Source organism: Pseudomonas sp. B26(2017), assembly GCF_002113045.1.
Taxonomy (GTDB): domain Bacteria; phylum Pseudomonadota; class Gammaproteobacteria; order Pseudomonadales; family Pseudomonadaceae; genus Aquipseudomonas.
In genome coordinates this window covers 252,234-274,081 of record NZ_NEJJ01000007.1, presented here as the reverse complement: position 1 = coordinate 274,081, position 21,848 = coordinate 252,234, and the positions used below count along the sequence as shown (strand labels likewise).

19 protein-coding genes and 1 pseudogene are annotated in these 21,848 nt (G+C 61.8%); 3 read left to right on the top strand and 17 right to left on the bottom strand.

Annotated features, from left to right (window positions below; all coding sequences use genetic code 11):
- Positions 1 to 160: 160 nt before the first annotated feature.
- From dtd to hutC, 15 genes are all read right to left on the bottom strand, one after another.
- Positions 161 to 598 carry a D-aminoacyl-tRNA deacylase gene (gene dtd, locus CAF79_RS13005; RefSeq protein WP_085698093.1) on the bottom strand — a complete coding sequence of 146 codons (438 nt, stop codon included), beginning with the start codon at positions 596 to 598 and terminating at the stop codon, positions 161 to 163.
- Positions 595 to 1,566 carry a prolyl aminopeptidase gene (pip, locus tag CAF79_RS13000; RefSeq protein ID WP_085698092.1) on the bottom strand — a complete coding sequence of 324 codons (972 nt, stop codon included), beginning with the start codon at positions 1,564 to 1,566 and terminating at the stop codon, positions 595 to 597. The genes dtd and pip overlap by 4 nt, the downstream gene beginning before the upstream one ends.
- Before the next feature lie 104 nt (positions 1,567 to 1,670).
- Positions 1,671 to 2,588 carry an alpha/beta hydrolase gene (locus tag CAF79_RS12995; RefSeq protein ID WP_085698091.1) on the bottom strand — a complete coding sequence of 306 codons (918 nt, stop codon included), beginning with the start codon at positions 2,586 to 2,588 and terminating at the stop codon, positions 1,671 to 1,673.
- Complete coding sequence (locus tag CAF79_RS12990) at positions 2,588 to 3,535, bottom strand: choline ABC transporter substrate-binding protein (RefSeq protein ID WP_085698090.1); 948 nt, start codon at positions 3,533 to 3,535, stop codon at positions 2,588 to 2,590. Before CAF79_RS12990 ends, CAF79_RS12995 begins: the two co-directional genes overlap by 1 nt.
- A 275-nt stretch (positions 3,536 to 3,810) precedes the next feature.
- The gene (gene hutG, locus CAF79_RS12985; protein WP_085698089.1) at positions 3,811 to 4,611 is read right to left on the bottom strand and encodes an N-formylglutamate deformylase; all 801 of its coding nucleotides are present in this window, start codon (positions 4,609 to 4,611) and stop codon (positions 3,811 to 3,813) included.
- A 10-nt stretch (positions 4,612 to 4,621) separates the two neighbouring features.
- On the bottom strand, positions 4,622 to 5,827 hold the full coding sequence (hutI, locus tag CAF79_RS12980) for an imidazolonepropionase (RefSeq protein WP_085698088.1): 1,206 nt from the start codon (positions 5,825 to 5,827) through the stop codon (positions 4,622 to 4,624).
- 74 nt (positions 5,828 to 5,901) lie between these two features.
- The gene (gene hutH, locus CAF79_RS12975; RefSeq protein ID WP_085698087.1) at positions 5,902 to 7,434 is read right to left on the bottom strand and encodes a histidine ammonia-lyase; all 1,533 of its coding nucleotides are present in this window, start codon (positions 7,432 to 7,434) and stop codon (positions 5,902 to 5,904) included.
- A 117-nt stretch (positions 7,435 to 7,551) separates the two neighbouring features.
- Positions 7,552 to 9,075, bottom strand: a complete 1,524-nt coding sequence (gene hutH, locus CAF79_RS12970; protein ID WP_085698086.1) for a histidine ammonia-lyase — start codon at positions 9,073 to 9,075, stop codon at positions 7,552 to 7,554.
- 182 nt (positions 9,076 to 9,257) lie between these two features.
- Positions 9,258 to 10,088 (bottom strand): glycine betaine/L-proline ABC transporter ATP-binding protein, encoded by an 831-nt coding sequence (locus tag CAF79_RS12965; RefSeq protein ID WP_085698085.1) that lies wholly within the window; start codon positions 10,086 to 10,088, stop codon positions 9,258 to 9,260.
- Complete coding sequence (locus CAF79_RS12960) at positions 10,085 to 10,936, bottom strand: proline/glycine betaine ABC transporter permease (protein ID WP_085698084.1); 852 nt, start codon at positions 10,934 to 10,936, stop codon at positions 10,085 to 10,087. The genes CAF79_RS12965 and CAF79_RS12960 overlap by 4 nt, the downstream gene beginning before the upstream one ends.
- 84 nt (positions 10,937 to 11,020) lie before the next feature.
- Positions 11,021 to 11,989, bottom strand: coding sequence for an ABC transporter substrate-binding protein (locus tag CAF79_RS12955; RefSeq protein WP_085698083.1), 969 nt, complete (start codon positions 11,987 to 11,989; stop codon positions 11,021 to 11,023).
- A gap of 70 nt (positions 11,990 to 12,059) precedes the next feature.
- Positions 12,060 to 13,532 (bottom strand): cytosine permease, encoded by a 1,473-nt coding sequence (locus tag CAF79_RS12950; protein WP_085698082.1) that lies wholly within the window; start codon positions 13,530 to 13,532, stop codon positions 12,060 to 12,062.
- Between the two features lie 177 nt (positions 13,533 to 13,709).
- Positions 13,710 to 15,407, bottom strand: a complete 1,698-nt coding sequence (hutU, locus tag CAF79_RS12945; protein ID WP_085698081.1) for a urocanate hydratase — start codon at positions 15,405 to 15,407, stop codon at positions 13,710 to 13,712.
- 446 nt (positions 15,408 to 15,853) lie between these two features.
- Positions 15,854 to 16,423, bottom strand: coding sequence for a HutD family protein (locus CAF79_RS12940; protein WP_085698080.1), 570 nt, complete (start codon positions 16,421 to 16,423; stop codon positions 15,854 to 15,856).
- Positions 16,420 to 17,130 carry a histidine utilization repressor gene (hutC, locus tag CAF79_RS12935; protein WP_170844914.1) on the bottom strand — a complete coding sequence of 237 codons (711 nt, stop codon included), beginning with the start codon at positions 17,128 to 17,130 and terminating at the stop codon, positions 16,420 to 16,422. The genes CAF79_RS12940 and hutC overlap by 4 nt, the downstream gene beginning before the upstream one ends.
- Before the next feature lie 146 nt (positions 17,131 to 17,276).
- Here hutC and CAF79_RS12930 point away from each other — a divergent pair, with 146 nt between their 5' ends.
- Positions 17,277 to 18,641 (top strand): formimidoylglutamate deiminase, encoded by a 1,365-nt coding sequence (locus CAF79_RS12930; protein WP_085698079.1) that lies wholly within the window; start codon positions 17,277 to 17,279, stop codon positions 18,639 to 18,641.
- Positions 18,642 to 18,702: 61 nt separating this feature from the next.
- Here CAF79_RS12930 and CAF79_RS12925 read toward each other — a convergent pair whose 3' ends face one another.
- Together CAF79_RS12925 and CAF79_RS12920 are read right to left on the bottom strand one after the other, a co-directional pair.
- Entirely contained in the window at positions 18,703 to 19,272 is a 570-nt protein-coding gene (locus tag CAF79_RS12925) for a lipocalin family protein (protein WP_085698078.1), read from the bottom strand.
- A gap of 31 nt (positions 19,273 to 19,303) precedes the next feature.
- Positions 19,304 to 19,558, bottom strand: a complete 255-nt coding sequence (locus CAF79_RS12920; RefSeq protein WP_007952486.1) for a hypothetical protein — start codon at positions 19,556 to 19,558, stop codon at positions 19,304 to 19,306.
- Positions 19,559 to 19,840: 282 nt separating this feature from the next.
- On the opposite strand from CAF79_RS12920, the pseudogene CAF79_RS29715 reads away from it, so the two are divergent.
- A pseudogene (locus CAF79_RS29715) lies at positions 19,841 to 20,875 on the top strand (sensor histidine kinase); the annotation flags it as partial.
- Between the two features lie 93 nt (positions 20,876 to 20,968).
- Complete coding sequence (locus CAF79_RS29710) at positions 20,969 to 21,733, top strand: methyl-accepting chemotaxis protein (RefSeq protein ID WP_371917923.1); 765 nt, start codon at positions 20,969 to 20,971, stop codon at positions 21,731 to 21,733.
- Positions 21,734 to 21,848: the final 115 nt, after the last annotated feature.

Here is a 21,848-nt window from a genome sequence, read left to right as displayed (position 1 = left end):
AAGTCTCTACCTAAGTCAAAATGGACCAACGAACGCTGATCCCCGTAGCGCGCGATTATCTAGTAGCCCGCGTGACAACGCATCAGGGGTAACAAAGTATTTATCGCGAAAATTCCCTGTTTTCAGTCGAAAAGCCCTTAAAAAGATGTTTCAAGCGCTTTCATGTCTGTAACAGGAAGGTGACCGGGCCATCGTTGACCAGGTGCACCTGCATATCCGCGCCGAATCTACCTGATGCCACTGTGCCATGCATCTGTTTCGCTTTGCTTAATAGATAGTCGAATAACTCCTCGCCCAACGCCGGAGGGGCGGCGGTCGAGAAACTCGGGCGCAACCCGCTTTTGGTGTCGGCGGCGAGGGTGAACTGAGAGACCAGCAGCAACCCGCCGCCCACATCCGTCAGGGACAAATTCATCTTGCCCTCGGCGTCACTGAACACTCGATAGTTAAGCAGCTTATGCAGAAGTTTGTCGGCGCTGGCCGGCGTGTCGTCGGGTTCGACCGCCACCAGCACCAATAACCCCTGATCGACACTGCCAACCACCTCGCCCGCCACTTCGACCCGCGCGCCTTTCACGCGCTGCAGCAGACCTTTCATGCTTCTTCAGGCGGCAGGTCAAGCAGACGCCGGGCCATTTTGCTGGCGGCGCGCACCAGTGCATCGGTGATGCCCGGTTCGGACGCGGCGTGGCCGGCGTCGCGGATCACCTGCAGCTCACTGTTCGGCCAGGCCTGATGCAGTTCCCAGGCGTTGTCGAGCGGGCAGATCACGTCGTAGCGACCATGGATGATCACGCCCGGCAGATGAGCAATCTTGCCCATGTCGCGAATCAACTGGTCTGGTTCAAGAAACGCATTGTTGGTGAAGTAGTGGCATTCGATCCGCGCGATCGACAGCGCGCGCTGCGGCTCGGAGAAACGGTCGACCACCAGCGGATTCGGGCGCAGGGTCGCGGTGCGCCCTTCCCAGGTCGACCAGGCCTTGGCCGCGTGCATCTGGGCGATCTGGTCGTTGCCGGTCAGGCGCTTGTGGAAAGCGCTGAGCAGGTCATCGCGCTCGTCCAACGGGATCGGTGCGAGGTAGTCCTGCCAGTAATCGGGGAACAGACGGCTGGCACCGGCCTGGTAGAACCATTCGATTTCCTGCGGACGGCAGAGAAAAATCCCGCGCAGGATCAGACCATGCACGCGCTCCGGGTGAGTCTGCGCGTAGGCCAGCGCCAGGGTCGAACCCCAGGAACCGCCGAACAGCACCCATTTATCAATGCCCAGGTGTTTGCGAATGCGCTCAAGGTCTTCGACCAGATCCCAGGTGGTGTTGTTTTCCAGGCTGGCGTGGGGCGTGGAGCGACCGCAGCCGCGCTGGTCGAAGGTGACAATGCGATACAGGTTCGGATCGAAGTAGCGGCGACTCTGGGCGTCGCACCCGGCGCCGGGACCTCCGTGGATGAACACCACCGGCAAGCCTTCCGGTGAACCGCTTTCGTCGACGTACAGCGTATGGGTGTCATCGACGGCCAGATCGTGCCGTGCGTGAGGTTTGATCTGCGGAAACAAAGTCTGCATTGCGCGCTCCGTAAGGGGTCGAGGTCATCCCTGGGGGGACTTCTATTATTCTGCCGTCCGGCATCATAAACCCGATTTACGTCAATGAGCATGCCCGCGCGCTGTCACAATTTGTCAGCCATGAACCCCAGCAGGTTCTCGAAGAGACGATCGACCTCGGCGACCTGATGCCGCGCTCGCAGGCAGCCGTGAACCAGCCCTTCGCCGTAGTACAGCGTCGCGTCGACGCCCGCCGCGTTCAGCCGTTCGGCGTAGCACACGCCGTCGTCACGCAGCGGATCGAACTGCGCCACCGCGATCCAGGCCGGGGGCAACCTACCGAAGTCCTCGGCCAGCAACGGCATCGCATAAGCGTTCGGCTGCGCGGTGCCGCGCAGGTACAAGGCGTGATAGCAATCGACATCGCTGCTGGCGAGCAACGGCCCATCGGCGCATTCGCTGCGAGACGGTAACTGCTCGTCGCCACCCAGCCCCGGATAGATCAAGACCTGCGCGCCCGGCAGCGGCTCGCCGGCATCGCGCAGCGCCAGGCACAACGCCGACGCCAGATTGCCCCCGGCGCTGTCGCCCGCCACCAGCATCCGTCCGGGATCGAACCAGAACGGCCCGCTGCGCAATGCGCGCCAGACGCTCAGACAATCCTCGAAACCGGCCGGGAACGGATGCTCCGGCGCCAGCCGATAATCCACCGCGACCACCATCGCCCCGAGCGCCATGGCCAGCTCGCAGCAGATGAAATCGTGGGAATCCAGCCCGCCGACCACCCAACCGCCGCCGTGCAGGTACAACACACACGGCCAGCCACTGGCCGGTGGCTGGACGGGCGGGCGATACGAACGCACCGCCACCCCGCTCAACTGGAAATCCACCACCTCCAGCCCCGCCGGCCGTTCCGGCGTGAAGGCGCGGCACATCTCATCATAGGATTTGCGCAACCCGCCGAGGCTGCTGTCATCGCTGGCAAAGCCTTCGGTCCTGGCGACGAACGCCGCCATCGACGGCGAGAGTGGATAAGTGCCCATCAGTTTTTCAGGCTGGCCTGAACCGTGGCCACGCCATCCTTGCCATCGAAACTGCTGACCCCCGCCAGCCAGCGTTGCAGGTCTTCGGGATGCTCACGCAGCCAGGTCCTGGCCACTTCCTGCGGTGTCTTGCGCTCCATGATCGGCACCATCAACTGGCTTTCCTGAGCCGCAGTGAAGGTCAGGTTTTCCAGCAGTCGATGGACGTTCGGGCAGCGCTCGGCGTAGTCCGGCGCGGTGACGGTGGAGACGGTGGCGGCGCCCTCGTTTGGACCGTAGACGTCTTCGCTGCCGGTCAGGTAGGTGATCTTCATGTTGATGTTCATCGGATGTGGGGTCCAGCCGACGAACACCACGAATTCCTTGCGGTTCACCGCTCGTTGCACGGCAGCGAGCATGCCGGCCTCACCGGATTCGATGATCTTGAAATCCTTCAGGCCGAAGTGGTTGGTTTCGATCATGGTCTTGATCGTGGTGTTGGCGCCGCTGCCGGGCTCGATGCCGTAGATCTTGCCGCCGAGCTGATCCTTGAATTTCGCGATGTCGCCGAAGGTTTTCAGCCCGGCCGCCGCGACGTAGTCCGGCACGGCCAGCGTCGCCTGGGCGTCCGCCAGACTTGGCTTGTCCATGACCTTGACCTGATTGGCGGCGAGAAACGGCGCGATGTTCTTGTCCATCGCCGGTTTCCAGTAGCCGAGGAAGATATCCAGACGCTTGTCGCGGATGCCGGCGAAGATGATTTGCTGCACCGCACTGGTCTGCTTGCTTTCATAACCGAGGCTGTTGAGCAGCACGTCGGCCATGCCGCTGGTGGCGATCACGTCGGTCCAGTTGACCACGCCCATGCGCACGGTTTTGCAGGAAGCATCGTCGGAAGCCATGGCGCCGGCGCTGAGCAGCGCACTGCTGGTGAGGATTAACGCACAACGAATGAACAGTTTTTTCATGTGGGATCGTCTCGTGCGGCAGCGGGTTATTGTTCGGATCGGTGTCTTCTTGCACCGTGGCCGAAACATTACGCAGCAGACGAGACGGAAAAACGAACTGTGGCGACCGGGATTTGCACAGTGGCGACTGTTTGGCTGCGCCCCCAGACCGCTCACTCACTGCAGATCGTTCCCACGCTCCGCGTGGGAATGCCTCAAGGGACGCTCCGCGTCCAGTGACGCGGAGCGTCACGGGCTGCATTCCCACGCAGAGCGTGGGAACGATCAGAGCAGACTCAGTTGTAGTGTTTTTTGCCCCAGGCGAGCAGCCCCTGCAGCAACTCCTTCAACACCACCCGCGTCGGCTCCGCCAGATCGGCGCGGTAGCGGAACGGTTCGAACTCTTCCATATAGGTGCACTGGCCCAGTTCCAGTTGCACGGCGTGGATGTCATCGGCCGGGTTGCCGTAGTGACGGGTGATGTGGCCGCCCTTGAAGCGTCCGTTCAGCACATGGGTGTAAGCGTCGTGGCGGGCGCAGATCGCTTCCAGTTGCGTGGCCAGTTGTGGATCGCAGCTGGCGCCATTGAAGGTGCCGAGGTTGAAGTCCGGCAGTTTGCCGTCGAACAGGTGCGGGATGATCGAGCGGATCGAGTGTGCATCGAACAGCAGCGCGTAACCGAATTCGGCCTTCAGCCGCGCCAGCTCTTGCTGCAAGGTGCGGTGATACGGCGTCCAGATCTGCTCCAGATACGTCGCACGTTCTTCTTTCGACGGCTCCTTGCCTTCCTTGAACAACGCAATGCCATCGAACAGCGTCGCCGGATACAGACCGGTGGTGGCGCCGGCGTACAGCGGTTTGTCGTCGGATGGCCGGTTCAGGTCGATGACGAACCGCGAATACTCGGCAGCCAGCGTGCTGGCGCCCAGTTCGGCGGCGAAATCGTAAAGCTGCGGAATGTGCCAGTCGGTGTCCGGCAGGCTTTTCGCGTCCGGGATCAACCCGGCCTCGACCGCCGGGGTCAGGCGCACACCGGCGTGGGGCATGCTGATCAGCAGCGGTACGCGACCTTGTTTGAAGTTCAGAACCTTATCCACAACCGCTCTCCTACAGACTTGATTCAACGCCGTGACGCACGACGCGTTTGTCCAGTTCGCCACCCAGCCAGTACGCCAGATCCGCCGGGCGGTCGATCTGCCAGGCGACAAAATCCGCGACCTTCCCAACCTCCAGCGAACCGTGGGTCTCGGCCATGCCCAGGGCTTGCGCCGCGTGAATCGTGGCGCCGGCCAGGGCTTCTTCCGGGGTCATGCGGAAGCAGGTGCAGGCCATGTTCAGCATCAGGCGCAATGACAGCGCCGGCGAAGTGCCGGGATTGAGGTCGCTGGCGATGGCGATTTTCACCTTGTGTTTACGCAGGGCTTCCATCGGCGGCAACTGGGTTTCACGCAGGAAGTAGAACGCGCCCGGCAACAACACCGCGACAGTATCGGACTTGGCCATGGCAATGGCGTCGGCTTCGTCCATGAACTCCAGGTGATCGGCGGACAACGCGTGATAGCGCGCGGCCAGACTTGAGCCGTGCAGCGACGACAATTGCTCGGCGTGCAGCTTCACCGGCAGACCGAGCTTTTGCGCGGTGATGAACACCCGCTCGACCTGCTCCGGGGAGAACGCCAGGTATTCGCAGAACGCATCCACCGCATCCACCAGGCCTTCGGCGGCCAGCGCCGGGAGCATTTCGGCGCAGATGTGATCGATGTAATCGTCAGCGCGATCCTTGTATTCCGGCGACAAGGCGTGAGCGGCCAGGCAGGTGCTGCGCACGCTGATCGGCAGTTCGGCGGCGAGGCGACGGATGACCCGCAAAATCTTGCGCTCGCTGGCCAGATCGAGACCGTAGCCGGATTTCATTTCGACCGTGGTCACGCCGTCGCGCATCAGGCTTTTCAGGCGTTTGGCGGCGCTGGCGAACAGCTCGTCTTCCGAAGCTTCACGGGTGGCGCGCACGGTGCTGGCGATGCCGCCACCGGCCGCTGCGATCTCGGCGTAGCTAACGCCTTGCAGGCGTTTCTCGAATTCGCCGCTGCGGTTGCCGCCGAACACGGTGTGGGTGTGGCAGTCGATCAGGCCGGGGGTGACCCACGCGCCTTGCAGGTCATTGACCGCCGGGTATTCGCCGGACGGCAATTGGCTGCGCGGGCCGATCCACTCGATGAGCGCACCGGACGTCACGATGGCCGCATCCTTGATGATCGAGTAGACGCCTTGCGCCATGGTCGCGACGTGGCAGTGTTGCCAGAGGGTTTTCATCCCAAGTCCTCGTCTTGTGATCGTTCCCACGCGGACGGTTCGACGCCTCGACGTGGGAACGATCAGTGGTGGGGTTAAAGGCTCGGCAGCAGTTTCGCCGGAACCAGTTCGGTCAGAACCCGCGATGCCAGCAGTTCAGTCGCCGCATTGATGTCCGGCGCGAAGAAGCGGTCCTTCTCGTAGAACGGCACTTCGCGACGCAGAATCCCTCGGGCCTGCTCCAGTTTGGCCGAGGTCTTCAGACCATTGCGCAGGTCCAGCCCCTGCACCGCCGCCAGCCATTCCACCGCGAGAATCCCGCGCGTGTTCTCGGCCATTTCCCACAGGCGCTTGCCGGCGGCCGGAGCCATTGAAACGTGGTCTTCCTGGTTGGCAGAAGTCGGCAGGCTGTCCACCGAGTGCGGATGGGACAACGCCTTGTTTTCACTGGCCAGGGCCGCAGCGGTCACCTGGGCGATCATGAAGCCGGAGTTCACACCACCATTGGCCACCAGAAACGGCGGCAGTTGCGACATGTGCTTGTCCATCATCAACGAGATGCGACGCTCGCTCAGGGAACCGATTTCGGCGATGGCCAGGGCCATGTTGTCAGCGGCCATGGCGACTGGTTCGGCGTGGAAGTTGCCGCCGGAAATCACGTCGCCTTCGGCCGCGAACACCAACGGGTTGTCGGACACGGCGTTGGCTTCGATGACCAGCACCTCGGCAGCCTGACGGAACTGGGTCAGGCAGGCGCCCATGACTTGCGGCTGGCAGCGCAGCGAGTACGGATCCTGAACCTTTTCGCAGTTCTGGTGCGAATCGGACACTTCGCTGCGCTCGCCGAGCAGATCGCGATAAGCGGCGGCGGTGTCGATCTGGCCTTTCTGGCCTCGGGCGGCGTGGATGCGGGCGTCGAACGGCGAACGCGAACCGAGCACCGCTTCAACTGTAAGGCCGCCCAGCGCCAGCGCACCGGCGAACAGGTCTTCACCTTCGAACAGACCACGCAAAGCGAATGCGGTGGAAACCTGAGTGCCATTGAGCAACGCCAGACCTTCCTTCGCCGCCAGCGTCAGCGGGGTCAGACCGGCGACTTTCAGCGCCTCGGTCGCGTCCATCCACTCGCCCTTGTAGCGAGCCTTGCCCTCGCCCAGCAACACCAGCGACATGTGCGCCAATGGCGCGAGGTCACCGGAGGCACCAACCGAACCTTTCAACGGAATATGCGGGTAAACCTCGGCGTTGATCAGCGCGATCAGCGCATCGATCACCACGCGACGGATGCCGGAGAAACCACGGCTCAGGCTGTTGACCTTGAGCACCATGATCAGACGTACCAGCTCATCGCTGATCGGCTGGCCGACGCCGGCGGCGTGTGACAACACCAGCGAACGCTGCAGGTTTTCCAGGTCTTCGCTGGCGATGCGGGTCGAAGCCAGCAGGCCGAAACCGGTGTTGATGCCGTAGGCGGTGCGGTTCTCGGCGAGGATCTGCTCGACGCAGGCGACGCTGGCTTCGATCTGGGCCGAGGCGCTGTTGTCGAGAGTCAGCTTGACCGGTTGCTGATAGACATCACGCAGTTGGGCCAGGCTCAGTTGGCCGGGGATCAGGTTCAGCGCAGTCATTTAAATGCTCCTTTTGAGAGATTGTTATTAACTACCAGTCGCTCCGGAGCATTCCGTTATCCGTCGCCTCTCGTCTTTTGGACGATCCGCGCCTTGGCACGCTGGTATGGGTAATTGTCAGTGCAAATTCGGCAGTACGTGGTGCAGCAATTCCGGGTCTTTCAACACGCTCGCGGCAGCGGCGATATCCGGCGCCAGCCAACGGTCCTGATCGTAGGCCGGAACCTTCTCGCGCAGCAGTCGCCATGCCACATCGGTGCCGGCGCCGAAGCGTTGTTCCTTGAGGAATTCAAAGGCCTGAGCCGCCAACAGGTATTCGATGGCGAGGATCTGCGTGCAGTTTTCCAGTGCGCGATGCAGCTTCAGCGCGGCGTTGGTGCCCATGCTCAGGTGGTCTTCCTGCAAACCCGAAGTGACGTAGTTGTCGAGCACCGCCGGTTGCGCCAACTGGCGGTTTTCCGCGCACAGCGACGCGGCGACGTATTGCACGATCATCATCCCGGAGTTCACCCCCGGATTGGCCACCAGAAACGCCGGCAGACCGCTGACGTGCGGGTTGATCAGGCGATCCAGACGCCGCTCGGCAATCGAGCCGATTTCGGCCATCGCGATCGCCAGCAAATCCGCCGCCAGCGCCACCGACTGTCCGTGCGGGTTGGCCTGGGACATCACCCGGAAGTCGTCCGGCGTGCCCAGCAGCAACGGGTTGTCGGTGCAGCCGTTGAGTTCGGTTTCGATCTGTTTGATCGCGTGTTGCAGTTGATCGCGAGCGGCGCCGTGCACCTGCGGGATCGAGCGGATACTCAGCGCATCCTGAGTGCGAATGCCTTTGCTCGACGCAATCACTTCACTGCCATCGAGCAGCGCACGCAGATTGACGCCGACCTGTTGCATGCCCGGGTGTGGCTTGAGCGCGATGATCTCGGCGTCGAACGCGGTGATCTGACCGCGCTGCGCTTCAAAACTCATGGCGCCGACCACGTCGGCCCATTGCACCAGACGCGTGGCATCGGCAATCGCCAGGCAACCGAGACCGGTCATGCACGGCGTGCCGTTGACCAGGCACAAACCGTCCTTCGCCCCGAGTTGCACCGGTTGCAGGCCTTCTTCGGCCAGCGCCTGCTGCGCGGAAATCACGTGCCCGCGATAGCTGACATTACCCACACCCAGCAGCGCGATACCTATGTGCGCCATGTGGGTCAGGTAACCCACCGAACCTTGGGACGGCACTTGCGGGGTGATGCCGCGATTGAGCAGCGCCAGCAACGCCTCGACCACCCGGCGATGAATACCGGATTTGCCGTGGCTGTAGTTGCGGATCGCCGAGCACATGATCGCGCGCGTCTGCTCATCGGTCAGTACCGGGCCGACGCCGCAGGCATGGCTGAGCAAGGTGTTGCGCGACAGCTGGCTGAGCTGTTCGTCTTTCAGCGAAACGTTGCACAGCGCACCGAGACCGGTGTTCACGCCATAGGCGCGCTCGCCGCTGGCAACGATGCGCTGGACGATGCCCTGTGCGTTTTCAATGCGCGCCCAGGTCTGCGCCGACAGCTCGAGCTGCGCGCCGTGACGGGCGACTGCGACCACATCCTGCCAACGCATCGGAGCGTCGGCGATAACGATTTTTTCAGCCTGGGACATCTAAAACCTCTTGGACTTGATCGTTCCCATGCTCTGCGTGGGAATGCCGCTTGGGACGCTCCGCGTCCCGCTCTCAACGCAAGACTGGAGTCCTGCGCAATGGTGACGCGGAGCGTCACGGTATGCATTCCCACGCAGACGGTTCGACGCCTCGACGTGGGAACGAGCCTGCCGTAAAACCTTTAAACCACCGCCGCCCGGCGCTGCACGAACCGGTCGACATATTCGTCCGCCGGCGAATGCAGGATCTCTTTCGGCGTGCCGACCTGGATCAGGCGGCCGTCCTTGAGAATCGCGATGCGGTTACCGATGCGCACGGCCTCGTCGAGGTCGTGGGTGATGAAGACGATGGTCTTGTGCAGGGTCTTTTGCAGCTCCAGCAACTGGTCCTGCATCTCGGCGCGGATCAGCGGATCGAGTGCACTGAACGCTTCGTCCATCAGGATGATGTCGGTGTCCGCCGCCAGGGCGCGAGCCAGGCCCACACGTTGGCGCATGCCGCCGGAGAGCTGGTGCGGGTATTTGTTTTCGTAGCCCTTGAGGCCCACGGTGTTGATCCAGTGCAGCGCGCGTTCGGCGCACAGCTGCTTGCTCTCGCCGCGCACTTTCAGGCCGTAGGCAACGTTGTCGAGGACGGTCTTGTGCGGCAGCAGGCCGAAGCTCTGGAACACCATGCTGATCTTGTGCCGGCGAAATTCGCGCAGCGCTTCCATGTCGTATTGCAGGATGTCCACGCCGTCCACCAGGATCACGCCGCTGGTCGGGTCGATCAGGCGGTTGAAGTGGCGCACCAGCGTCGATTTGCCGGAGCCGGACAGGCCCATGATCACGAAGATCTCGCCGGTGCCGATGCTCAGGGACAAGTCATTGACCCCGACCACGCAACCGGTTTCGTTCAGCACCTGATCCTTGGTCTTGCCCTGGCCGACCATCGCCAGAGCGTCCGAGGCACGGTTGCCGAAAATCTTGAAGACGTTTTTGACTTCGATCTTGCTCACGGTTGCGTTGCTCATTTGCTCACCTCATGCCGTGGCCGACCATAAGCCTGGGTAATGCGGTCGATGACCACTGCGAGAATCACGATCGCCAGACCGGCTTCCAGGCCGCGTCCGACGTTGAGGGTCTGAATGCCCACCAGCACGTCTTCACCCAGGCCACGGGCGCCGATCATCGAGGCAATCACCACCATCGACAGGGCCATCATGGTGGTCTGGTTGATCCCGGCCATGATGCTCGGCAGGGCCAGCGGCAGTTGCACGCCGAACAGTTGCTGCCAGCGGTTGGCGCCGAAGGCGTTGATGGCTTCCATCACTTCGCCGTCGACCTGGCGGATGCCCAGATCGGTCAGGCGGATCAGCGGTGGCGCGGCGTAGATCACGGTGGCGAAAATCGCCGGCACCTTGCCCAGGCCGAACAGCATCAGCACCGGAATCAGGTACACGAAGCTGGGCATGGTCTGCATGATGTCGAGCAGCGGCATCAGCACCGAACGCAGGCGATTGCTGCGCGCCGAGAGAATCCCCAGCGGTACGCCGATCAGCACCGAAATGACCGTCGCCACCATCATCAGCGCGAGGGTCTGCATCAACTTGTCCCACAGACCGACAGCGCCGACCAGGAACAACAGACCGACGATCACGGCGGTGGTCACGGCTTTGCGCGTTGCGTGCCAGGCCACGACACCGACGATGGCCAGCATCAACCACCACGGCGCGGCGCGCAGCAGGCCTTCAAGATTGACGATGGCCCACAGCAGGGTGTCGGAGATATGGCGGAACACATCGCCGTAGTTGGTGACCAGCGCATCGACCCAACCGTTGACCCAGTCGGCGATGGAAAAGGTAAAGCTTTCGGGAAACATAAGCGGCTCTCAATCAGGAAACTCAATCAAGCGATTGCGGCGAATACCCCGGCCCGCCTCTCGGTTGGCCGGGAGGAATTCGACCTACAGCGCCGCGTCGATTTTCTTGGCAGCGTCTTCACTCACCCACGCATGCCAGACCTCAGGATGTTCCTTGAGGAAGATTTTCGCCAGTTTTGGCGACTCGATACGTTCCTTCGCCATGCGGCCCAGATTCTGGTTCAGCAGGTCGATCGGCAGGTTGACCTTTTCCAGCACGGCCACCAGTTCCGGGGCTTCGTCATGGAAGGTCTTGGACAGGCCAACCTTGATGGTCACGGTCTTGTCGACGCCCGGTTTTTCTTCCAGTTTCACCGCGTCGATCTGCCCCATCAGCGGGGTTGGTGTCCAGTAGTAGAACAGGATCGGCTCGCCACGCTTGTAGCTCGACAGCACGGCCGCATCCAGCGCCGGGCCGGTGCCCGGGCGGAAGTTGGTGTAGCTGTTTTCCAGGCCGTAGCTTTTCAGCATTTCGCTGTTGTCCAGCTCGCAGGTCCAGCCGGCCGGGCAGTTGTAGAAGCGGCCTTTGGAAGGCTCTTCGGCGTCCTTGAAGACGGCGGCGTATTTGCCCAGGTCGGCGATGTTTTTCAGGTCCGGCGCCTTGGCTTCCAGCTTGCGCTTGGCATCGCCTTCGATCACGTAGCGCGGCACGTACCAGCCTTCCACTGCACCGACCACCGGGGCGCCGACACCGACGACCTTGCCGGCCTTCTCGGCCTTGTTCCAGACCTCGCTGCGGCCGACCCATTCTTCGGCAAAGATCTGGATGTCGTTGCTGCTCAGGGCGTTTTCCATGGTGATGGAGTTGCCCGGCAGGCTGTCGGTCTTGCAGTCGTAACCTTTCTCCAGCACCACCTGCAGAACGTCGGTCAGCAGCATGCCGCTTTCCCAGTTCAGGCCGGCGAATTTCACCGGTTTGCCGGACTCGCACCAGCCGGCGGCCTGTGTCGCGCCAGCGCTGGCCAGCAGGCCCATGGAAAGCAATGTGGTCAGCAGGGTCTTGTTCGATTTCATTGTTGTGACGCTCCTAATCATGAATTGGCTTACGGCAGTCAAGAGGCATCCAGCCCTGTCCACGTCCAAATCAGGCCTGCGCCGCAGCGCGACCGGCCCCGCTTGTTTTAGGTTGTACAACGCTGTTCTGCTCGACGGGCAGAATCAGTCGATCGGGTACGGTGCCGTGCCATTTTTTCGCGCAGACGTAGTACAGCGCTGCGGGCAGCACGAGACCGATGATCCAGGAAATATCCACATCCCCCAGGGCCGCTACCAATGGACCGGTATAGAACTTGGTGGAAATGAACGGCAGTTGCACCAGCACCCCGAACACATAAACGCTGATACCGAGGATGTTCCAGCGGCCATAGCGACCGTTCGGATCCGCCAGCGCCGGTACGTCGTAGCGCTCGCGGGTGATGCAGTAGTAGTCCACCAGGTTGATCGCACTCCACGGCGTGAAGAACGCCAGCAGGAACAGGATGAAGGACTTGAACGCACCGAGGAACGAATGCTGGCCGAGCAGCGCAATCAGGGTCGCTGCGCCGACGATCACCAGCACGAACACCAGGCGCTGCATCCGGGTGACCGTCAGGTGGCCACGGAAGCCGCTGATGATGGTCGCGATGCACATGAAGCTGCCGTAGGAGTTCAGGGTGGAGATGGTGACCTTGCCGAACGCGATGCTGAAATACAGCAGCGCGGCAGTGGCACCGGTCCCGCCCAGACCGACGATGTAAGCGACTTCATGCCCGGCGAATTGCCCGTTGGCCGAAGCGGCTGCGAACACACCGAGGATCATCGCCACCTGCGCGCCGATCACCGAACCGGCACCGGCGGCGAAAAAGGTTTTCACCGAAGACACCTTGCTCGGCAGGTAGCGCGAGTAGTCCGCCACGTACGGGCCGAAAGCGATCTGCCAGGAGGCCGCAAGCGACACCGCCAGCAGGAAACTGCTCCAGCTGAAGTGACGGATTTCAAGAAGTGCGCCGACGTCCACCTGACTCATCAGACGGCTGAACAGGTACACGAAAGCGATCACACCAATGGCGCTGGCGATCCGGCCGATCCAGTGAATCACCCGATAGCCGAGCACCGTGACCACCACGATGACGCTGGCGAACAGCAGGATGCCGACGGTGTCGCTGACCCCGAACAACTGGCCCAGCGCCTGACCCGATAGCACGGTTCCGGTGGCGGTGAAGCCCAGATACATCAGGCACACCAGCACGATCGGGATCGCCGCGCCGTAGACGCCGAATTGCACCCGGCTGGAGATCATCTGCGGCAGGCCAAGCTTCGGCCCCTGTGCCGCGTGCAGCGCCATCACCCCTCCGCCCAGCAGTTGACCGATCAGCAGACCGATCAACGACCAGAACACATCGCCGCCCAGCACCACGGCCAGGGCCCCGGTGACAATCGCGGTGATTTGCAGGTTGGCACCCATCCACAGGGTGAACTGACTGAACAGACGACCGTGTCTTTCCGCTTCCGGGATGTAGTCGATCGAACGCCTTTCGATCAACGGTTTACTGCCTGCACGATCGGTGTTGCCTGCCATGATTCAACCTCTGTGGATTGTTTTGATTGTTCACTAAGCTTCTGTAGGGCAGCTTTTCTGTGGGAGCGAGCTTGCTCCGGGCGGCGATCCGACGAAAGCGATTTGTCAGTCAGCACAGATACTGAATGTGCCGGCCTCTTCGCGAGCAAGCTCGCTCCCACACAAAGCCAAAGCCCTTTATTTGCCGGTGATCATCGGCAGGTTCAGCCCTTGTTCCCTGGCGCAGTCGATGGCGATCTGGTAACCGGCATCGGCGTGACGCATGACACCGGTGCCCGGGTCGTTGTGCAGAACGCGAGCGATACGCTCGGCCGCTTCGTCGGTACCGTCGCAGACAATCACCATGCCCGAGTGCTGGGAGAAGCCCATGCCGACGCCGCCGCCGTGGTGCAGGGACACCCAGGTCGCACCGCTCGCGGTGTTCAGCAGCGCGTTGAGCAGCGGCCAGTCGGAGACGGCATCGGAGCCGTCCTGCATCGATTCGGTTTCACGGTTCGGGCTGGAGACCGAGCCGGAGTCGAGGTGGTCGCGACCGATCACGATCGGTGCCGACAGCTCGCCGCTGCGCACCATTTCGTTGAACGCCAGACCGAGCTTGGCGCGCAGGCCCAGGCCGACCCAGCAGATACGCGCCGGCAGACCCTGGAAGCTGATGCGCTCGCGGGCCATGTCCAGCCAGTTGTGCAGGTGGGCGTCGTCCGGGATCAGTTCTTTGACTTTGGCGTCGGTCTTGTAGATGTCCTGCGGATCACCCGACAGTGCAGCCCAGCGGAACGGGCCGATGCCACGGCAGAACAGCGGACGGATGTAGGCCGGAACGAAGCCCGGGAAATCGAATGCGTTTTCGACGCCTTCTTCCTGAGCCATCTGACGGATGTTGTTGCCGTAGTCGAAGGTTGGCACGCCCATTTTCTGGAAGTCGAGCATGGCTTTGACGTGAACGGCCATCGATTGCTTGGCGGCCTTGACCACAGCGGCTGGCTCGGTCTTGGCGCGGGCGCGGTATTCGTCCCAGGTCCAGCCGGCCGGCAGATAACCGTTGAGCGGATCGTGGGCGCTGGTCTGGTCGGTGACCATGTCCGGGCGCACGCCGCGCTTGACCAGTTCCGGAAGGATTTCAGCGGCGTTGCCGCACAGGGCGATGGAAACCGCCTTGCCTTCAGAGGTGTATTTGGCGATGCGGGCCAGCGCGTCGTCGAGGTCTTTGGCCTGCTCGTCGACGTAGCGTGTCTTGAGGCGGAAATCGATGCTGATCTGCTGGCATTCGATGTTCAGCGAGCAGGCACCGGCGAGGGTTGCGGCCAGTGGCTGCGCGCCGCCCATGCCGCCGAGGCCGGCGGTCAGTACCCACTTGCCGGTGAGGTTGTCGTTGTAGTGCTGGCGACCGGCTTCAACGAAGGTTTCGTAGGTGCCCTGGACGATGCCCTGGCTGCCGATGTAGATCCAGCTGCCGGCGGTCATCTGGCCGTACATGGCCAGGCCTTTGGCGTCGAGTTCGTTGAAGTGTTCCCAGGTCGCCCAGTGCGGAACCAGGTTGGAGTTGGCGATCAGCACGCGCGGGGCGTTGCTGTGGGTCTTGAACACGCCGACCGGCTTGCCCGATTGCACCAGCAGGGTTTCGTCTTCGTTGAGGTTGGTCAGGCTCTCGACGATCTTGTCGTAGCACTCCCAGTTACGCGCGGCGCGGCCGATGCCACCGTAGACCACCAGCTCTTTCGGGTTCTCGGCGACTTCCGGGTCGAGGTTGTTCATCAGCATGCGCAGCGGCGCTTCGGTCAGCCAGCTCTTGGCGGTCAGCTTGTTGCCGCGGGCGGCGCGGATTTCGACGTCACGATGCTTTGTGAATGAAGAAGTAGTGGTTTTGTTGTCAGTCACGAAAAAGACTCCTCAGCGATCAATTCAAACCAACCCTGGCAGTGGGCAAGCAGCCTGTGCGCCTCAGTGCGCGACAAGCGAATCAGTGGACGCTGCGGAGAGTCTCGATCGACTCATACGCATACGTCTTTACTTGTACATACAAGCATATGCAATCAAGCGGCCAACTTGTTGGAGGACCGTTCAACAAAAATCCAGGACAGGTCTGCAGAGCGCCTGAATCAAGGGCTCCGGCGTTCATGAATTTTTTCGCGGGGTGGATTGAGGACAGCGACAGGTTGTTACGAAAGCGTGGCTTTGCGCCACGCTGGGGCGTTCGGTAACAAGTTGGTGCGCATTTCGGGAACGTCGGGACGAAAAAAAACCGCTGCTTTCAAAGCAGCGGTTTTTGATCGTTGATCGTTAGATCGTTCCCACACTCTGGCGCGAACGAGCAGTAGAGAGAATCAGCGCGCAGACAGTTCGATCACGCAGCAACCGGCATTGACGGCAATCTCGGTCAAACCGGTGTTACCGTCCAGTTGCAGGCAGTCATGGCGGCCGAGTTGCGAGGCGCCGCCACCGACCGTGACTTCCAGCCGTTCACTGACGCTGAAGACCAGCACCGTGCTCGCCGAACTGAAAAACCGCTGTTCGCCGTCCAGCCATTGCAGGCGTGCGCTGTAACGCTGCGGCGAGTAGATCAGGTTGAAGTCGCGGATCGCGCCGCCGAGCAAGGTGCAGGACACCTGGCTCTCGCCGCTGAAGGCAAACGGGTCGAGGGGTAACAACGGCCGGGTATCGTCGCCGTCGACACACAGGGACATCCCGTCGCCCTGCAATACCGTGATCACCCGCTGGTAACCGGCGAAGGTCGAGAAACCGCCGGATTCGGCGATGTCGGCAATCGACAGACGCCAGCCGAAACCGTCGAGGCCGGCGCCGGCGTTACGGGTGATTTCCTCGGTGCTGCCGCCGCCGTTTTTCCACGGCATGCGCGGGTAGCCTTCGGCGCGTAGAACCTTCAACTCTTTCATTTATGGAACCGACCTTCCAGACGATGACGGGAACCGGGGTGGATCAGGCGCGCCGCCGTCACCGGCTGACGACCCGACCAGGTACGACGGCGGATCAGCAGGCATGGCTCGCCTTTTTCGATCTGCAGCAATTTGCATTCGGACGCTTCGGCGAGGATCGCTTCAACCACGTGCTCGCCTTCGGTCAGCGGCGCGACCTGGTTCAGATAGGCGTAAGGCGTTTGCAGGGTGAAGTCCTGCTTGAGGTATTCCGGAGCGACCAGCGCGTTGACGAAGCGGTCTTCGATCTGCACCGGAATGTCGTTTTCGTAGTGCACGATCAGCGAGTGAAAGACCTTCTGCCCTTCGCGCATGTCCAGCGCCAGTGCGCGCTCGGAGCCGGCGGCCTCTTCTTCCAGGGTGATCACCTGGCAAGTATGGCGATGGCCACGGGAGGCGATTTCGTCGGCGATGTTGTGCACTTCGAACAGCGCGGACTGGCTCTTCGGTTCGGCGACGAAAGTACCGACGCCTTGCATGCGCACCAACAGGCCGTCGGCGGTCATTTCCCGCAGCGCGCGGTTGATGGTCATGCGGCTGAAGCCCAACTGGCTGACCAGCTCGCTTTCCGAAGGTACGCGGTAATGCGGCGGCCAGTTACCGCTGTCGATCTGTTGGGTGATCATCTGTTTGACGCGGGCGTACAAGGGCGCCGGACTGTCGCCCATGTTCGCGGCCAACGGGGAGACTGGAGGCGGAGTCGGCACGGTGGATCCCTGTTCATTGGATGAAAGTTGCTAGCTTGCCGGAGTTTACCGGGCAGGCAAACGTCTGTATATGTATATACAAATAACACACGATGGGGTGCCGAACCATGTCCGCCTTCTTTGCCGAACGCGCGCTGCTGCCTAACGGATGGGCCAACAATGTACGTCTCGAGGTCAGCGCCGATGGCGTGTTGACCCGAATCCAGGCCGATTCCACCGCAGATGGCGCCCAACGGCTGAGCGGTCCGCTGCTGCCAGGGATGCCGAATCTGCACTCCCACGCGTTCCAGCGAGCGATGGCGGGACTGGCGGAAGTGGCCGGCAACCCCAACGACAGTTTCTGGACCTGGCGCGATCTGATGTATCGGCTCGTCGGAAAAATCAGCCCCGACCAGCTCGGGGTGATTGCCCGCCAGCTGTACATCGAAATGCTCAAGGCCGGTTACACCTCGGTCGCCGAATTCCATTACGTCCACCACGATAACAACGGCCAGCCGTACGCCGACCCGGCCGAGCTGGCATTGCGCATCAGCCAGGCCGCCAGTTCCGCCGGCATCGGCCTGACATTGCTGCCTGTGCTTTACAGCCACAGCGGTTTTGGCGGCCAGACGCCGAACGAAGGTCAGCGCCGTTTCATCAACAGCACCGAAAACTACCTGAAACTGCAATCGCGCCTGCAACCCCTGCTCGCGCAGCAAAAGGCGCAGTCGCTGGGCCTGTGCTTCCACTCTTTGCGCGCGGTCACCCCGCAGCAGATCAGCGAAGTGCTGGCAGCCAGCGACAAGCAATGCCCGGTGCACATCCACATTGCCGAACAACAGAAAGAAGTGGACGACTGCCTAAGCTGGAGCGGTCGCCGCCCGCTGCAATGGCTGTATGAAAACACCGAAGTCGATCAGCGCTGGTGCCTGGTGCACGCGACCCACGCCAATCCGGAAGAAGTCACGCTGATGGCCAGGAGCCGCGCCATCGCCGGTCTGTGCCTGACCACCGAGGCCAACCTCGGCGACGGTATTTTCCCGGCGGTGGATTTCCTCGCGCAGGGCGGGCGCATGGGCATCGGCTCAGACAGTCATGTGTCATTGAGCGTGGTGGAAGAATTGCGTTGGCTGGAATACGGCCAACGCCTGCGCGATCAGCGGCGCAACCGCTTGTATGGCGCAGATCAGCCGATGGTCGGGCGCACGCTGTATGACGCGGCGCTCGACGGTGGTGCTCAGGCGCTGGGCCAACCGATCGGTGCGCTGGAAGTCGGCAAGCGGGCTGACTGGATTGTGCTCGATGGCAGCGATCCATACCTGGCCACGGCCAGTGGTGACGGGATTCTCAATCGCTGGCTGTTTGCCGGTGGCGACCGTCAGGTGCGCGATGTGCTGGTCAACGGTCAGTGGGTTGTGCGCGAGGGGCGACATGCCGGGGAGGAGGACAGCAATCGCGCCTTTACCCAGGTCCTGCGAGAGCTTTTGGGCTGACACAAACTTCTGTTACTGATCGTTCCCACGCTCTGCGTGGGAACGATCAGAACAGGAGAAGTCAGTTGGACGTCTTGGCCATCTGCTGATCCGACGTACGCCAGATCAGGCGCGTGGTGTCGTAACCCTGCTGGCGCGCCTTGCTCAACAGTTCCTCACGCACTACACCGTTGACGGTCGGCGTGCGCGACAACAGCCACAGATAGCGGCGACTCGGGTCGCCGACGAGAGCGGTCCTGTAGTCATCGCTGACGTACAGCACCCAGTACTGACCCTTCGCCACACCCGGAATCAGACGCGAGAACCAGGTATCGAACTCGACCCACAACTTGTCGGTCTTGCCCGGCACCTGTGGATAAGCCGTGCCTTTGACTTCTTCCCACGTCCAGTCCGCCGTCAGGCAGCGGTTGTACACCGCGACATTGCCGTCGGGCTTGAGGGAATATCGGGCTTCGGATTGTGCGCAATTGCGCTGGAAATACATCGGCAGACGCGCCAGTTCGTACCAGGTGCCCTGGTAACGCTTGAGATTGACACTGTTGACCGTCTTCGGCGCCAGCGGATCTTCACCGGACGTGGCGCAGCCGGCCAATACCAGGCCGGCCAAAAGGACAAGCAATAACCGCTTCATTGTTTTTCTCCCGTGGGCGCGGAGCCCCGGTTTACTTCAGGCCTTGGCCGGAAAACATCAGCACTTTGTCACCGGCGTACTGCACGCTGATAAAGCTGTTCTTGTCGCCCCAGGTGCAACTGGACATGCCGAGCGCGCCCGAGCAATCGGTGGGCTTGCCGAGCAGCGTCTCGACTTCAGCCTTGGCCATGCCGGCCGAGAGCTTCGAATAGTTTTCCTGATTGACCTTGCTGCATGCAGCCAACAGCACGCAAAACGACAGCAGGGCGATAGATCGCAGCGACATGGTGTAACTCCTGGAGCGGAAGGGGGATGGCATGGCGCCAACCAGAAGCTTAGAAGAGAAAACCCCTGTCTGGTTCCCTGGCAGGCCGGCTATTTGTTAACCCGCTCGTCCGGCTTTCGCCGATAAATCAGACAGTTTGTAAAGCTGTTGAGCATTTCGTCGCCTTTCGCAAAAGGCGCCTAATCTTTGGCGCGCGGCGGTCGAAATAAGAGCAGCGCAAAGCCCCAGAGTGTGGCAAATTGCCGCCCTTTCTTGACCAGCCCCTTCGCGGTAGCTCCCTTAATGACCAGAAACATGAAATTCAGCCACAAGATCTTGTTGGCTGCCGCCCTCGTGGTGGCCGTTGCATTCGCCTGTTTCATTTTGTTCAACGACTATCGCCAGCGCGAAGCCCTGCAAAGCAGCACCAAAGCGTCGATGCAGGAACTGGGCAGCCTGACCACCAGCAACATCCAGACCTGGCTGGAAAGCCGCATCCAGTTGCTGCAATCGATGGCGCAACAGGTCGTCGCCGACGGCAACACTCCGGCCAGCCTGAAACGCATCATCGACCTGCCCGCCTACACCGGCAACTTCCAGCTCAGTTACTTTGGCGGCGCCGACGGCGTGATGTTCTCGGTCCCGGCCGGCAACCGTGCGCCGGATTACGACCCGCGCGCCCGTGGCTGGTACAAGGCAGCCAATGCTGCGCAACAGACCATCGTCACCGAACCGTACATCGCCGCCTCGTCGGGCAAACTGGTGATCACCGTGGCCACGCCGGTGCAGCGCCAGGGCCAGATGATCGGTGTGGCCGGCGCCGACATTGATCTGTCGAGTGTCAGCGCGATCATCAACTCACTGAACTTCGGCGGCCACGGTCACGCGTTCATCGTCAGTGCCGACGGCAAGATCCTGATCCACCCGGACAGCAAACTGGTGCTCAAGACTCTGGCCGAGGCCTATCCCAACGGTGCGCCGAAAGTCAGCCCGGGCCTGAAGGAAGTCGAGTTCGACGGCAAGACCCAACTGATCTCCTTCACCCACGTCAACGGCGTACCGTCGGCCGACTGGTACGTGGCGCTGGTGCTGGACAAGGACACCGCGTTCTCGATGCTCAGCGAATTCCGTACCTCGGCGCTGATCGCCATGGTCATCGCCGTGGTGATCATCATCGCCCTGCTCGGCATGCTGATCCGTGTGTTGATGCAGCCGCTGCTGACCATGGGCCGCGCCATGCATGACATCGCCGAAGGCGAAGGCGACCTGACCAAACGCCTGATCATCCACGGCCACGATGAATTCGGTGCGCTGGGCTTGTCGTTCAACCGTTTCGTCGAGCGCATTCACACCTCGATCCGCGAAGTGTCGTCAGCCACCGGGCAAGTCAACGAAGTCGCACTGCGCGTAGTCGCCGCGTCCAACTCGTCGATGTTCAACTCCGACCAGCAGGCCTCGCGCACCAACAGCGTGGCCGCCGCGATCAACCAGCTCGGCGCCGCCGCCCAGGAAATCGCCCAGAACGCCGCCCTCGCCTCGCAACACTCCAGCGACGCCCGCAGCCTGGCCGAAGACGGCCAGCAGGTTGTGGATAAAACCATCCACGCGATGCAGCAATTGTCGGCGAAGATCAGCGACTCCTGCGGCAACATCGAAACCCTGAACAGCAACACCGTGAACATCGGGCAGATTCTGGAAGTGATCACCAGCATCTCCCAGCAGACCAACCTGCTGGCGCTCAACGCGGCCATTGAAGCAGCCCGTGCCGGTGAAGCCGGTCGTGGTTTCGCTGTGGTCGCCGACGAAGTCCGCAACCTGGCGCATCGCACCCAGGATTCGGCGCAGCAAGTGCAGAACATGATCGAAGAGCTGCAAGTCGGTGCGCGTCAGGCGGTCGGCATCATGACCGAGAGCCAGCGTGAGAGCGAAAGCAGCGTCGGCATCGCCAACCAGGCCGGCGAACGTCTGGGCAGCGTGACCCAGCGCATCGGCGAAATCGACGGCATGAACCAGTCGGTGGCGACCGCGACCGAAGAGCAGACGGCGGTGGTCGAGTCGATCAACGTTGATATCAACGAGATCAACACGCTGAACCAGGAAGGGGTCGAGAATTTGCAGGCGACGTTGCGCGCTTGTGCGGATCTTGAGCAGCAGGCTGCGCGGTTGAAGCAGTTGGTGGGTAGTTTCCGGATCTAAGGCGTCCGAAGCTGTCTTCGCGCGTAAACCCGCGAAGACGGAACAACACGCTTGTCACCTCGGCCTGACTCAGGACTGAATTAAGACTAAACTCGGTCCTAGTCCACTGAGCGAG